Source organism: Streptomyces ochraceiscleroticus (assembly GCF_000720485.1).
Classification (GTDB): Bacteria; Actinomycetota; Actinomycetes; order Streptomycetales; family Streptomycetaceae; genus Streptomyces; species Streptomyces ochraceiscleroticus.
This window is the reverse complement of record NZ_JOAX01000023.1, coordinates 1-14,030: the sequence shown is the minus strand read 5'-3', so window position 1 is coordinate 14,030 and position 14,030 is coordinate 1. Positions and strand designations below refer to the sequence as shown.

Genomic DNA, 14,030 nt, shown 5'->3' with positions numbered 1-14,030 from the left:
TCAGTCCCGGGCCGGCAGCGGCCACCTGTGGGGGCCGTCGGGGGCGTCCAGCCACGCCCACTGGCGGTCCCCGTCCACCGTCACGCCGAACCGCGAGCGGTGCGGCCGGCGCTTGGCACGCCACAGCTCGTAGGCGCCGCGCGGGTCCAGCGTCCCGGCGCTCAGCGTGCGCAGGAAGTGGAACCGCTCGTCGCGCAGCGCCTCGCGCGGCAGCTCCGCGGTGGCGGCCCACACTTCGGCGCGCTCCTCAGACGCGGGACCGGCTTCGGTATCGGATTCGCCCTCGGGGGCCGCGCTGCGCAGCCGTACGAAGTACGCCGGGGTGGACAGGAACCGTCCCTCCGCGCGCCCCTCACCCGTCACCCGCAGCAGCACCAGCCCCGTGGCCAGCGGCGTGAGGATCAGCCCGCCGGTCCTGCACTGCGCCACCCACGCCGGGGGTACGGACGGCAACTGGCAGGTCGCCATGATCCGGTCGAACGGCGCCCGCTCCGGGCAGCCCAGCGCGCCGTCCCCGGTGACCACCAGGGGCCGGTACCCGGCCGCCGCCAGGTGCTCCCGCGCCGGCCCGGTGATCTCCTCGTCCAGATCGACCGTGGTGACCCGCTCGTCCCCGAGCCGGTGCGCGAGCAGCGCCGCGTTGTAGCCCGTGCCCGCGCCGATCTCCAGTACCTCGTCGCCGTCCTCGACGCGCAGCGCGGCCAGCATCTCCGCCATCAGCGACGGCTGGCTGCTGGAGGAGACCAGCTCCCCGTGGCGCACGTACGTGGCCAGTGCGCTGTCGGCGTACGCCCCGCGCAGCCACTCATCCCGGCGCTCCGGATCGGGGTGGTCCGCCGCACGCCGCTCGTACCCGCCGGCCACGCCCACGTAGTACACCGGCACGAAGAGATGCCGGGGGACCTCGGCGAACGCCGCCCGCCAGCGCGTATCCGTCAGCCCGCCGCCCATGGTGATCAGCCGCACCAGCCCGGCCCGGGCCGCCGCGGCCTCGACGGCGTACGGATCGCTCCTTGGCTCCGTACCGCTCCCGCTCATACCTCCACTGTGCTACGCACCCGCCCGTGCTGCCGTTACCGGCTTTCCGGTCCTACGTCTCCCGTACTCGGCCGGTACGTCTGAGACCATGGAAGGGTGAACGAGATTCCGCGCGGCACGCTTCAGGAGCAGACCTTCTACGAGCAGGTCGGTGGCGAGGAGACCTTCCGGCGTCTGGTGCACCGCTTCTACCAGGGCGTCGCGGAGGACCCGCTGCTGCGGCCCATGTACCCGGAGGAGGACCTCGGCCCGGCCGAGGAGCGCCTCGCGCTGTTCCTCATGCAGTACTGGGGCGGTCCCCGGACGTACAGCGACAGCCGCGGCCACCCCCGGCTCCGGATGCGGCACATGCCCTTCACGGTCGACCGCGCGGCGCACGACGCCTGGCTGCGGCACATGCGGGACGCCGTGGACTCCCTGGAGCTGGCGCCCGAACACGAGACGCAGCTGTGGAACTACCTGACGTATGCGGCCGCTTCGATGGTCAACAGCGAGGGCTGAGCACGCACGATGTGACAGAGGCCGGGCCGCCCCCAGGGGGCGGCCCGGCCTCTTTTCATGCCATGCAGGTGCTCGTCAGGCGGGCGTGACCGACAGGCCCTGGAGCCCGCCCGTACGGACGGCGACCGAGCCGAGCGGCGTACGCAGCCGGAGCCAGCCGCCCGCCTCGAGCAAGGTGTACGGCTCGGGGAGCGGGCCGGTGCCCGCGGCACCGACCGGTGTGCGTACCGGGCGCAGGAAGCCCAGGGACTGCGCGGCGTGCACGGCGCGCAGCGGGAGGTGCGTGTCGCCGACCGTACGCGACCAGATCTCGCGGCCGATCCGGTCCCGCTCCGCCCGGGTCCGCTGCTCGGGCGGCAGCGCCCCGTCACGGGCCCGGAACTCGGCGACCGAGACCGCGAGCATCCGGCCCAGCGCGTCGGGCGCGGGCAGCCCCGGCACCCGCCGCCAGCCGCCCTGCGGCGGCAGCACCCCGGCCCAGGGCGGGCCGGTGACCTCGGCGGGGACGGTGAGCGTGCCGGCCGCCTCGTCGATGCCGTCGAGCAGTTCGCCTGCCGAGACGGTCGCGTCCAGCCGTACCGGCTCGGCGAGGCGCGCCGTACGGATGGCCAGTACCTCGAAGGACGGCGGCCGGCCGAAGACGGCGAGCACGCCGCCGTCCCCGGCACCGCCGGCGGGGGCCGCCTGGAGGCGCACCGCCGCCGCACGGTCGTAATGCAGCAGCCGGGACAGGAAGGCGGCGAGGTCCGCCGCCTCCCCGTCGTCGGCGAGGCGCAGGACCGTCATGCGGCGACGGCCTCCGACTGCTTGCCCGCGCTGCCGGCGTCGTCAGCTTCGTCCATGTACTCCTGCAGGAACGCCTTCTCCTCGGCGGAGATCCGCCGAGGACGGCCCGCTTCGAGGTCGTAGGGCACCACGACGGTCGAGGCGCGCACGTACAGGGTGTCCTCGTCCTTGATCTCGTACGCGATCGTCAGGGACGCCGCGGTGATGCGGGTCACCCAGGACTCGATGGTCACCGGCGCGTGCCGGTGGACCAGCGGGCGGACGTAGTCGATCTCGTGGCGGGCCACGACGGACCCGCCGGAGAACGACGGGCTGCCGTCCCCCGGCGCCAGCCGGAACATGAAGTCGATCCGCGCCTCTTCGAGGTAGCGCAGGAAGACCACGTTGTTGACGTGGCCGAACGCATCCATGTCCGCCCAGCGCAGCGGGCAGGAGTAGACGTGTCGCACGCGATCAGCCTCAGCCTCGGGTCAGCTTCTTGTAGGTGGCGCGGTGCGGACGGGCGGCGTCCGGACCGAGCCGCTCGATCTTGTTCTTCTCGTACGACTCGAAGTTGCCCTCGAACCAGAACCACTTGGACTCGCCCTCGTACGCCAGGATGTGCGTGGCGACGCGGTCCAGGAACCAGCGGTCGTGGGAGACGACCACGGCGCAGCCCGGGAACTCCAGCAGCGCGTTCTCCAGCGAGGACAGGGTCTCGACGTCGAGGTCGTTGGTCGGCTCGTCGAGGAGGAGCAGGTTGCCGCCCTGCTTGAGCGTGAGCGCCAGGTTGAGGCGGTTCCGCTCACCACCGGACAGCACGCCGGCCGGCTTCTGCTGGTCCGGGCCCTTGAAGCCGAACGCGGAGACGTACGCGCGGGACGGCATCTCGACCTGGCCCACGTTGATGTAGTCCAGCTCGTCCGACACCACGGCCCACAGGGTCTTCTTGGGGTCGATGTTGGCGCGGTTCTGGTCCACGTACGAGATCTTGACCGTGTCGCCGACCTTGATCGAACCGGAGTCCGCGGACTCCAGGCCCTGGATCATCTTGAACAGCGTGGTCTTACCGGCGCCGTTCGGGCCGATGACACCCACGATGCCGTTACGGGGCAGGCTGAACGAGAGGTCGTCGATGAGGACCTTGTCGCCGAACGCCTTGCTGAGGTTCTCGACCTCCACGACGACGTTGCCCAGGCGCGGGCCCGGCGGGATCTGGATCTCCTCGAAGTCCAGCTTCCGGGTCTTCTCGGCCTCGGCCGCCATCTCCTCGTACCGGGTCAGACGCGCCTTGGACTTGGCCTGCCGGCCCTTGGCGTTGGACCGCACCCAGTCCAGCTCTTCCTTCAGACGCTTCGCACGCTTGGCGTCCTTCTGCCCCTCGACCTTCAGGCGCGTGGCCTTCTTGTCCAGGTAGGTGGAGTAGTTGCCCTCGTACGGGTGCGCACGGCCGCGGTCCAGCTCCAGGATCCACTCGGCCACGTTGTCGAGGAAGTACCGGTCGTGGGTGACGGCGACGACGGTGCCGGCGTACTTGGCGAGGTGCTGCTCCAGCCACTGCACGGACTCGGCGTCCAGGTGGTTGGTGGGCTCGTCGAGGAGCAGCAGGTCGGGGGCCTCGAGGAGGAGCTTGCAGAGCGCGACGCGGCGCTTCTCACCACCGGAGAGCTTGGTGACGCCCCAGTCGCCGGGCGGGCAGCCCAGCGCGTCCATGGCCTGCTCGAGCTGCGTGTCCAGGTCCCACGCGTTGGCGTGGTCGAGGTCCTCCTGGAGCTTGCCCATCTCCTCCATCAGCGCGTCGGAGTAGTCGGTCGCCATGAGCTCGGCGACCTCGTTGAAGCGCTTGAGCTTGTCGATGATCTCGCGGGCGCCGTCCTGGACGTTCTCCAGGACCGTCTTGGACTCGTCCAGCGGCGGCTCCTGCAGCAGCATGCCGACGCTGTAACCGGGCGACAGGAACGCGTCGCCGTTCGACGGCTGCTCCAGGCCCGCCATGATCTTCAGCACCGTGGACTTACCGGCACCGTTGGGGCCCACGACACCGATCTTCGCCCCCGGCAGGAAGTTCAGGGTGACGTCGTCGAGGATCACCTTGTCGCCGTGCGCCTTGCGCGCCTTGCGCATGGTGTAAATGAACTCAGCCAAGAGAAACCGTCCGGCAGTCTGGATCTGGAAGTGGGCAGTACTACCCATCTTGCCGTACGCCCGTCCCCAGAAGGAAACGGGTAGCTCGCGAGAGCGACTCGGAGTGAGGCCGGGTGCACGGGGAGTGGACACCTGGCGCGGGCTGAAATGGCGGGACGCGGGGCCGCCGGGGCGGCCGGAGCGCGGGGCCGCTGAGGCCGCCGGGGTGGCCGGGGTGGCGGACGTCGACGGCCCCGGGGCGCTGAGCGCGCTCCGGGGCCGCCGGTCTGCTGCTTACTGCTTCTTACTGCTTCTTACTGTTCGTACCGCGGGTACTGCTCGCTCCCGCCGTACCTACTGGGTCACACCGGCATTGCTTACCGGCACTCACCGGCTCACTGACGCACTGCGTCACACCGTCTTCTTCTTGCGGACGAAGAACACCGCCGCACCGCCGATCACGACCAGCACGACCGCGACGCCCGCGATCATCGGCGTGGCGCTGCTGGAACCGGTCTCGGCCAGGTCACCCGCCGAGTCGCCGCCCGTACCACCGGCCGAGGCCGGGCTCGGGTGCGCGGACGGAGCCGGGGACGGGCTGCTGTCGCCACCGCTGCCGGCGGTCTTGCAGTCCAGGACGCCGGAGAACGTCTTCGAGAAGCCGCCCGCGCCCTTCACCGTGATCTCGTACGACTGGTCCTCGCCGACCGGCACGGTCACCGTCTCGGACTTGCCCGGCGCGACCTCGTGGTCCTTGCCTGACAGCTGGAAGCCGAACACCTCGTCACCCTTGTTGCTGACGGTGATGTCGACGCCACCCTTGGCGCAGTTCTTCTCGGCGGTGACCGCCGGAACCGCGCCCTGCTTCGCCCAGGAAGCGCCGGCCACCGCGGAGACCGTGGACTCGCTGGAGCCCGCGAGGATCTGCGTCTGGCTCTTGGCGTGATCACCGACACCGGTGAAGGCCCGGCCGACCGGCACCTTCGTCGCGGCCTGGACGGTCATCGAGGTGGCACCGTCCTCCGCACCGGCCGGCACGTCGAAGAAGAGCTGCGAGCCGTTGGACACCGTGCCGAGCGGCTTGCCGTCCTTGGCGACCGCCTTGCCGTCCTTGTCGACGATCGAGACGCCGGACGGGGCGTCCGCCGCCGGGGTGACCGTCGCGCTCTGGGCGTTGGTGTGCACCGTGACCGGGCCGATGCGGCTGCCGGACTTGCCGGAGACCGCGGGCGGGTCGAGCGTCAGGGACGCCGTCGGCTCCGCGAGGTCCTGCGCGCTCTTCTGGAGGTAGTCCGCCAGCTTCTCCGCCGCGGGGTCGGCCGCGTCGACGTCGGCGTGGTCGGAGAAGCGCCAGATCGCGACCTGCGTACCGGCCGCCGCGGTCTTCTCCGTGAGCGTCCCGGAGCCGGCCTTGCCCGCGAGCGCGGCCAGGTCGTTCACCTGCGGGTAGGAGTTCTGCAGGATCCAGCGGATCTTGCCGGCGTCCGTGTTGTCGTGCAGCGAGGACTGGCTCCAGGGCACTTCCTGGTACTTGGCCTGGTCCTGCGTCGGGTTGTGGATGTCGATGCAGTACGTCTGGAGCGAGCCGCCCCCGTCGACAGCCATCTCGAAGAGCCCGGCACCGAGCTTCTGGTCCCGGCCGTGGTCGTGGATGACGGCCTGGTCGTACGTCGTCAGACCACCGAGCGTGGCGGTCACTCCGCTGTGCCCGGGGGGCGCGTCGTCCGCGGCGGCAGGCCCCGCGGTGGCTATCGCACCCGCCGCGACCAGGCCGGAGGCCAGGACCGCGGCGGCAAGGCGGGCCGCACCGCGCCTCTTCACAGAAATCATGAAATTCCCCTCTGGGCGGGGCAGGTCATTGGGAGGTGGCCCCGCCGGAAAGAACGCAAGAACTCAACAGCCGAACGGAACGGTCGCCGAACGGAACGATCAGTCCCCGTGAGTACTCGTGATGATCGGCCCCCGTGAGTACTCGTGGATCCTAGAGAGCGAGCGCAACAGCGTCCCCGGTCTCAACCGTCGGACAAGCGATCCGAATCGCAATCGTTACCGAAGGAAGCCCCGCTGACCTGGGATTATCGACAAATCCCCGGGGGCAATTCAGGACACTGGCACCTTCTCCGGCGAATCACTTCCGGTCCTGGAATCACCAATTCCGTTCGTGTGGACGGCAATCGCGGATGCCGAATCGCCACCTTCGGCGCCGGAGTGCCGAGTTCCACTCGTGAAATCGCCATTTTCCGCGTCGGCTTTGCTAGTTGCGTTGGTTCCGTTGGAAGTGTCAGCCCGTTCGGCTGCGAGCGGACCGGCATCGTCGCGTGTCTCAACACCCTTATCCGGCGGAGCAGTCGTCCACAGGGACGCGGTGGCTGCCACGTCGTCCGAGGCCGACTGCACCGAGCCGGACTGTGCCGCGCCGAACGGCGGCGGGCCGGACTGCGACTGATCGGACTGCGACTGGCCGGGCTGCGACAGCGCCTCCGTACGGGCCCGTGCGGCGCGGCGGAAGGCGGCGGTCCCGCGGGTCAGGTCGTGCCCGATCGTCACGGCGTCGACCTCGGCCGCGAACCACCGGCCGCCGCCCCGCTCCGGCGGGTGCTCCCCCTCGCGCACGGTCAACCGGCCCCGTACGACCAGTGGTTCGCCCACCGCCACCGAGGCGGCGAGATTGTCCGCGAGCGTGCGCCACGCCCGCACGGTGTAGAAACTCGTGACGCCGTCCGTCCAGCGGCCCTGCTCCCTGTCGAAGCGGCGTGGCGTGCAGGCCATCCGGAACCTCGCCGCTGCCGCGCCGTCCTTGGTATAGCGGTGCTCCACCGCCGTCGCCGCGTTCCCCGTCAGCGTCACCATCGTGTCGGTCATCGTCATCTCCCCCGTTTCTGCTCTTCCTGGTCTCCGCCGGCTCGGTCGTCGATCCCACCCTCGACCGCGCCTGGAACTCATGCTGCACGAGTTCGCAAAAGCTCGTCGGGGGCTGTGGACAACCGCCGGGACAACCGCCGGAGAAGGAAGGAACGGGGAAAAGTCGGCCACCCGTACGAGTGATCCGCTCGCGGCCCGCGCTCTCGTGACCCGCGATTTCGTGTTCCCGCGCGCTCTCGCGGCCCCCGCTCACACCCCCGCTGCCACCGCGTACTGCTCACGCACCTCCCGGTACCGCAGCAGCTCCGCCGCGACCGGCTCCAGCACCCGGGCCCGGCCGCAGCCGGCCGCCGCGGCCCGCAACTCCCGTTCGGCGTCCTGCCCGTACCGTCGCGCCGGGCCGCGCGCCGCCACGCCGCACAGCCAGGACAGCGCGGGCCCGCCGACCGTACCGGCCGTGATCAGCACGAGCGCCGGAAGCCAGCCCGGCCCCCTGGCTGCCCACGCCACCCCGCAGAACAGGCCCACCATCCACAGCACACCCAGCGCCTGCAGCCCGACCAGCAGGCCCTGACCCGCCGCTGCCACGGTCCACCACCGCGGTTTCGCCGGCGGCCCGGCCCGCAGCGCCCTGTCGGCCGTGTCCGCCGCCCGGTCCAGTGCCTCCGGCAGCCCCTGCGCCCCTTTGTCCGCCGCCTCGCGCACGGCCTGCGCCCACGGCACGGGCAGTCCTCGCGCCGCCTCGCCGGCCACGGCCCGCACCGCCTGCTCGGTCACGGCGCGCGATGCCTGCCCGGGCAAGGTCCGTCCGGGCAGGGTCTGCGAGGTCTGCCCGGGCGACGCGCCCTGCCTCGAACTCCGCAGCCGTACCCACGGGGTGGCGCAGGCACGTTCCGCATGGCGCAGCCAGTCGCGTTCGGCCGCGCGCCCGGCAGCCGTGGCGCCCACGGCCTCGGCGAGCCGCTCCTCGAAGTCCTCCCGCGCCCCTTCGGTCAGCCCGGCGTGCCCCTCCGCCACGTATACGGGCTGCAGGCGCTCCGCCGCGGCATCCACGTCCGCGGCCAGGCGGCGCCCCGCCGCCCCCTGCTCCGCGACGAACTGCCGGAGGGCGTCCCGCAGTTCACCCACGCCCTCCCCGGTGGCCGCGGACAGCGCGAGTACCGTGGCGCCCGGCTCGTCGTGTTCGCTGAGCGCCAGCCCGTCCTCGTCGAGCAGCCGTCGCAGATCGTCGACCACCTGGTCAGCGGCGTCACCGGGCAGCCGGTCCACCTGATTGAGCACCACGAAGGTCACCTCGGCGTAGCCCGCCAAGGGGCGCAGATACCGCTCGTGCAGCACCGCGTCCGCGTACTTCTCCGGGTCCACGACCCAGATGACGGCGTCGACCGCCTTCAGTACCCGGTCCACCTGGGCGCGGTGGCCGGCCGCTGCCGAGTCGTGGTCCGGCAGGTCGAGCAGGACGAGTCCGCGCAGGTCCTCGTCGCCCGCAGGCTCCGGGGCGGGTACGAAGCGCTGCGCTACGGGGATGTCCAGCCGGTGCAGCAGCCCCTCGGCGCCGGCCCGGTCGCCCGGCCACACGCACGCCACGGGCTGCGAGGTGGTCGGGCGGCGCGCCGCCACCTCGGAGCACGGTGCGCCGGCGAGCGCGTTGAAGAGCGACGACTTGCCGCTGCCGGTCGCTCCGGCGACCGCCACGACCGTGTGCTCGCCCGACAGCCGGTACCGCTCGTCCGCCGCCTCCAGTACCTGCCCGGCCTCGTCCAGCGTCCGCCCGTCCAGCCGCGTCCGGGACAGCCCGATGAGTTCCCGCAGCGCGTCGATCCGTGGCTGCAGTTCGTCCTCCACGGTGCGCCGCCCTCGTGGTACGCCTCCATAGCCGGCCGCGTCCTCGCCCTCACCGCTCACCATGAAGCCCTCTCCGCAGGTGCCACTCATCTCGCCATCGCCCCCTCCGGGGCCGGCCCCGATGCCGGCCCCGGTACGGGCACCCTGCGCAGCGCCGACAGGGCGGCGATCAGCCCCGCCTGCTGCTCAGGGGGCACGGTCAGCTCGTCCAGGGGGGCGAGTCTGCGTTCCCGCTCGCCCGCCAGTGCCCGGTCCAGGTACGTGTCCAGCAGCGCACCGCCCCGGTCCCGCAGCCGCAGCGCTCCGTGCGCGCCGAGCAGCTCGGCGAGGTTCTCGCCCGCCGTACGGGCCCGGCGACCGCCCAGCAACATGGTGGCGAGCAGCGCTGCCGCTTCCTCGGGTACGGCGGCCCCCGTCCGTTCCGGCCCACGCGCGTCCCCCGGTACGCCGCGCGCCTCGCGCGTCAGCGCCCGTACGCCGCCGAACACGCCTCGTACGTCCGCGGCCGCCTCCCGTGCCTCCCGCACCTCGCGTACCTCGTCCTCCGCGAGCTCCTCCAGGCAGCGCCGCCAGCGCCGCACAAGAATGCCGAGCCGTCCGGCGGCGGTACCAGCACCAGCGACAGCACTGGTACCGGGCGCTCCCACGCCCCCCGGTGGGCCGAGCCCGCCCGCCGCCGGTTCCCGCCGCCACGCCTCCGCCGTCCGCTCGTCCGCCTCCTCCACCGCGCAGCACAAGAGGGAGGTGAGCCCGCACGTGAGGGCGTCCAGCAGTTCGTCGGGGCGGCCCCCGAGTGCGTGGTCGCGCCAGTGGGCGCGCGCGTCCCCCGAGAGGACCTCGCCGGCGGCCACGGCGCTCCGTACCCGTACGGACGCCTTCTCGTACGCGTCGTCGACCCGGTCGGCCAGCCGGACCGCGGCGGCGTGCTGGGCGGCGGACGCCCCGGCCAGCGCCGGCAGCCGGCTGCGCAAGGAGGCGATCGCCCCGGTCACGGAACGGGCCGCTGCCGCCTCGCGCGCTACGGGCTCCTCGGCGTGGCGCTCCAGCCAGGCGCGGAGCGCGGCGACCGCGGTGGCGGGCAGCAGACCGCTGCCGCCACCCGCCGATTCCGGCAGCTCGGGGATGGTGAAGCGCGGTACGTCCCCGAGGCCGGCGCGGTTGAGCAGGGCCGCGTACCGGCCCGCGATGTCGGGCGCGATCTGGTGCGGCACCCGGTCGAGCACGGTGACGAGCGTGACGTCGTACTCCTTGGCGGTGCGCAGCAGATGCCAGGGCACGGCGTCGGCGTACCGAGAGGCCGTGGTGACCAGCACCCACACATCCGCCGCGCAGATCAGCTCCGCGGCGAGTTCCCGGTTGCGCGCCACGAGGGAGTCGATGTCCGGAGCGTCCAGGAGGGCGAGTCCCCTCGTGACGCCGCGGTCCGTCTCGATACGCAGCGGCGCCGGCCCGTCGCCCCCGTCACCGCCGTCTTCTTCGTCCTCGTAGACCTCCGCCCCCTCGTCGCCTTCACCCACGCCTCCATCCCCGTAAAGGGCACTCCCGTACGTCCCCGCGTGACTCCCGCCGCTCCCCTGCTCGGGCATCCACACGCGCACGAGGTCGGGGAGGACGCGGGGCCCGGTGAACCAGTGCCGGTCGTCCGGGTGGCACACCAGGACGGGCGTACGGGTTGTGGGCCGCAACACACCCGCCTCCGTGACATGCCGTCCCACGAGGGAATTGACCAGCGTGGACTTGCCGGCGCCGGTGGACCCGCCGACGACGGCGAGCAACGGTGCCTGAGGAGCGCGCAAACGGGGCATCACATAGTCGTCGAGGTGAGCGAGCAACTCGGCGCGGTCGCGGCGGGCGCGCGCGACCCCTGGGAGCGGGAGCGGGAAGCGTGCGGCGGCGACGCGGTCACGCAGCACGGAGAGCGCGTCGATGATCCGGGGTCCTACGTCCAAGGTCACCACATGTGAAGAATGCCCAATTTCGACAGCTTTTTGAAGCGTATAGCCCTATGTGCGCGCCGTACGAACCAGCACAAAATGGGATGTGTGGCGCGTGAGGCGCCCGCGACAGGAGGGGCTCAGGCATAACGAGTGCACAACACCCGTCCCACGAGGCGCCAAAACCGATGCAGAATTCGTACCTGCCTGCGATTATCGGGACCGCTTCACCGAACCTCCACAACGTGCCACGGAGGTGAAGCAACCGGGACGAGGCACGCGGCCCCCTATCCTGGTCCGCGGTCCGTGATCCACGTCCACACCCGGCCCCCGTAGCTCAGTGGATAGAGCAGGTGCCTTCTAAGCACTTGGCCGCAGGTTCGAGTCCTGCCGGGGGCGCTCTCCGAGGTCCTCCCCATGGGAGGACCTTTTCGCTGGTCAGCGTACCTGCGATCACCCGCGGGGAGACGCCGGCCACTCGGGCTTTCATCTCTCCGAACACCGGGTGACGGAGCGGGCGACACAAGAACGGACATGACGAACACCACCAACGGTCACCCCCCGGCCCCCGCTCGCACGTCCCCCTTCCGGGCTGCTCCTCTACCGGCGTCCCCCGGCGCACCGGACAGCTGGCCGGACCGTGCGTCCCGGCTGCGGGACCAGGCGGACGCCCTCGGAACGCTGATCCGCGAGGATCTGTCGCGCGGCCGGGCGCTCGTCTTCCTGCTGTGTGCGGGCCTGGTGACGCTCACCGCCGGCCTGGTCCCCGCCATGGTGATCGATGCCGCCGGATCCGAGACGGGCGACTCCACGGATGTCGCGGTGGCGACGGCGCTGGGTGTGGTGTTGCTCGCCGTACCGGCCCTCCTCGGGCTGCTGCCGTGCCTGATCGTCGCGGGGCTCTTCGCCTGGGTCCCGGTCAAGAAGTACGCGGTGCGCTACCGCTGGTCCTCGCGGGAACGAGTCATCCGGGATCGGGCGCACAGGCGGGAGTCGCACCACGCGCAGCTCGACTCCGCCGCAAGCTCCCCCACCCCGCCTTCACGGGACCGACAGGGCTGTCCTTGATCTGTCGAACGGGCGGCCAGGTGCCGCCTGTTCGGCTGTCCGCTGTCACCGGGTTCCTGCGGGTGGCCACGGAGAATACGCGGTGGTGCTCTACGCGGGCGGTCCCCCCTCGGGAGTCAGCTCCAGGAGGTCGCCTCCGGCCTCGGTGCGGCCCCCGCGAGCCACGCCCCCGTCCTCGCTTCCCGTGCAGCAGGGCAATCCGAGAGCAAGAGAAGATCACTACTCTGCTCGGGTGTTCTCATACGACGAGTTGACGCCGCCGGAACGTGAGCTGTGGGATGCGTTCCCCGTGGGGTACCGCGTGGACCTGCGCGCGGGTACGCCCGAGGGCGACCGCGTTGCCGACGGCGGGCAGTGGGGGCCCGAGCGCACCGTCCGGGCCTCGGTGATCGCGGCGCTGCTGCTCGGCGCCAACGCCGCGCAGCCCGGCGCGGTCGCCTCTCTGACGCTCGTCGGCGCAAGGATCTCCGGACGCCTCAACCTGGCCGGCGCGCAGATCAGCCACCCCTTCTGGTTCGAGGACTGCTGGTTCGAGGAGGGTGTGAACCTCTTCGGGGCGCAGACTCAGACGATCGCGATCCTGGGGAGCCGCGTGCCGGGCCTGGAAGCCGGTTCGATCCGCATCGAGGGACGCCTCGCCCTGCGCCGTTCGACCGTGGAAGCCGGGCCCATCTCCCCTTTCGACCATGAGAACACCGCCTTGTCCCTCACCAAGGCGCACGTGACCGGCGGCGTGCTCCTCAACGGGGCCGAGCTGATCGCACCCGGCGGGTGGGCCATGGCGGCCGGTGGCCTGGTCTCCGAGGGAGGCATCTTCTGCCGGGACGGATTCGTCGCACACGGCGAAGTCCGCTTGCTGGGTGCGCAGTTGCCGGGCGGGCTGTTCATGAAGGGCGCGCGGCTGGAACGCCCCGGCCCGCGCGGAGTGGCGCTCGCCCTGGACAATGCCGTGGCCGCGGTGCTCGACCTTTCCCGAGGGTTCACCGCGAACGGCACTGTACGGCTGCGCGGTGCCCAGGTCTCGGACAGCCTGACCTTCGAGGGGGCTTTCCTGAACGGGGCACCCAACGGTGACGCCCCGGCCCTGGTCGCCACGCTGATGCAGGCCGTCGATTTCGACCTCACCCTCGCGCGGTCGCCGTCCGGCACGGTGGACCTGCGCGGCGCGCAGGTTTCCCACCTCCACGACAGCGGCCAGAGCTGGCCGGACGTAGTGGAGCTGGACGGCTTTGTCTACGGCTCCATCAAGGTGGCGGAGGCGGGCGAGCGACGGGAGGCGGTGCGGCAGCCGGACTCCGTGACGCGTCGCGTGGCGTGGATACGGCGCAGCCCCGGCTACAGCCCACAGCCGTACGAGCAGTTGGCGAGCTGGTACCGCAAGGCCGGCCACGACGACGATGCCCGCCGGGTCCTCCTGGCCAAGCAGCGCCACCGCCGCTGCACGCTGCACCCGGCTGCGCGTGCGTGGGGACACCTGCTCGATGCGACCGTCGGCTACGGCTACCGCCCATGGCTGGCCGGCGTCTGGCTCCTCGTGCTGACCCTGCTGGGCACGCTGGCCTTCGGCGCGCACTCCCCCACGCCCGTGAAAAGGGGCGAGGGCGCCCCGTTCCAGCCCCTCGTCTACACCCTCGACCTCCTGATCCCCATCGGGGGCCTGGGGCAGCGCACGGCCTGGTACTGGACGGACGGCGGCCTCCAATGGATGGCTTACGCCCTGGTGGCCCTTGGCTGGGAGCTGACGACGGCCGTCATCGCGGGCGTGACCCGTGCCCTGCAAAAGAATTAGGGCTTCGCTTTCCGACCATCGAATCGAAAGAGACTGGTCGGGGCGGGACTACAGGCTGATCTTCCATGGAACTTCGGGGTGCGGGGCTGTAGGGGGATCCAGGG

Annotated in this window: 10 protein-coding genes, 1 tRNA gene and 1 pseudogene; 4 read left to right on the top strand and 8 right to left on the bottom strand. The window is 71.6% G+C overall.

Translation table 11 applies throughout. The features are described 5' to 3' along the window. Positions 1-1,038 (bottom strand): methyltransferase domain-containing protein, encoded by a 1,038-nt coding sequence (locus tag IG84_RS0126075; protein ID WP_031062111.1) that lies wholly within the window; start codon positions 1,036-1,038, stop codon positions 1-3. Between the two features lie 96 nt (positions 1,039-1,134). Between IG84_RS0126075 and IG84_RS0126070 the strand changes: the two genes are divergently transcribed. Next, complete coding sequence (locus IG84_RS0126070; RefSeq protein WP_030249823.1) at positions 1,135-1,539, top strand: globin; 405 nt, start codon at positions 1,135-1,137, stop codon at positions 1,537-1,539. 75 nt (positions 1,540-1,614) lie between these two features. On the opposite strand, the gene IG84_RS0126065 is transcribed toward IG84_RS0126070, so the two are convergent. The 7 genes and pseudogenes from IG84_RS0126065 to IG84_RS0126035 form a co-directional block, all read right to left on the bottom strand. After that, positions 1,615-2,325: a DUF8010 domain-containing protein gene (locus IG84_RS0126065; RefSeq protein ID WP_031062110.1), complete on the bottom strand. Its 711-nt coding sequence runs from the start codon at positions 2,323-2,325 to the stop codon at positions 1,615-1,617. Beyond that, positions 2,322-2,774 carry an acyl-CoA thioesterase gene (locus IG84_RS0126060; RefSeq protein WP_031062107.1) on the bottom strand — a complete coding sequence of 151 codons (453 nt, stop codon included), beginning with the start codon at positions 2,772-2,774 and terminating at the stop codon, positions 2,322-2,324. The genes IG84_RS0126065 and IG84_RS0126060 overlap by 4 nt, the downstream gene beginning before the upstream one ends. A gap of 10 nt (positions 2,775-2,784) precedes the next feature. Continuing rightward, positions 2,785-4,449, bottom strand: coding sequence for an energy-dependent translational throttle protein EttA (gene ettA / locus IG84_RS0126055; RefSeq protein ID WP_078649420.1), 1,665 nt, complete (start codon positions 4,447-4,449; stop codon positions 2,785-2,787). Positions 4,450-4,839: 390 nt separating this feature from the next. Beyond that, on the bottom strand, positions 4,840-6,258 hold the full coding sequence (locus tag IG84_RS0126050) for a thioester domain-containing protein (RefSeq protein WP_031062103.1): 1,419 nt from the start codon (positions 6,256-6,258) through the stop codon (positions 4,840-4,842). A 594-nt stretch (positions 6,259-6,852) separates the two neighbouring features. Next, positions 6,853-7,290 (bottom strand): annotated as a pseudogene (locus tag IG84_RS42390) (single-stranded DNA-binding protein); the annotation flags it as partial. Between the two features lie 249 nt (positions 7,291-7,539). After that, the gene (locus IG84_RS0126040) at positions 7,540-9,225 is read right to left on the bottom strand and encodes a GTPase (protein WP_078649418.1); all 1,686 of its coding nucleotides are present in this window, start codon (positions 9,223-9,225) and stop codon (positions 7,540-7,542) included. Continuing rightward, the gene (locus IG84_RS0126035) at positions 9,222-11,093 is read right to left on the bottom strand and encodes a dynamin family protein (protein ID WP_051862444.1); all 1,872 of its coding nucleotides are present in this window, start codon (positions 11,091-11,093) and stop codon (positions 9,222-9,224) included. The genes IG84_RS0126040 and IG84_RS0126035 overlap by 4 nt, the downstream gene beginning before the upstream one ends. Positions 11,094-11,395: 302 nt before the next feature. On the opposite strand from IG84_RS0126035, the gene IG84_RS0126030 reads away from it, so the two are divergent. From IG84_RS0126030 to IG84_RS0126020, 3 genes are all read left to right on the top strand, one after another. Further along, positions 11,396-11,468: transfer RNA gene (locus IG84_RS0126030), tRNA-Arg, on the top strand. Between the two features lie 135 nt (positions 11,469-11,603). Next, the gene (locus tag IG84_RS0126025) at positions 11,604-12,137 is read left to right on the top strand and encodes a hypothetical protein (RefSeq protein ID WP_031062091.1); all 534 of its coding nucleotides are present in this window, start codon (positions 11,604-11,606) and stop codon (positions 12,135-12,137) included. 232 nt (positions 12,138-12,369) lie between these two features. Then, positions 12,370-13,926: a hypothetical protein gene (locus IG84_RS0126020; RefSeq protein ID WP_031062089.1), complete on the top strand. Its 1,557-nt coding sequence runs from the start codon at positions 12,370-12,372 to the stop codon at positions 13,924-13,926. Positions 13,927-14,030: the final 104 nt, after the last annotated feature.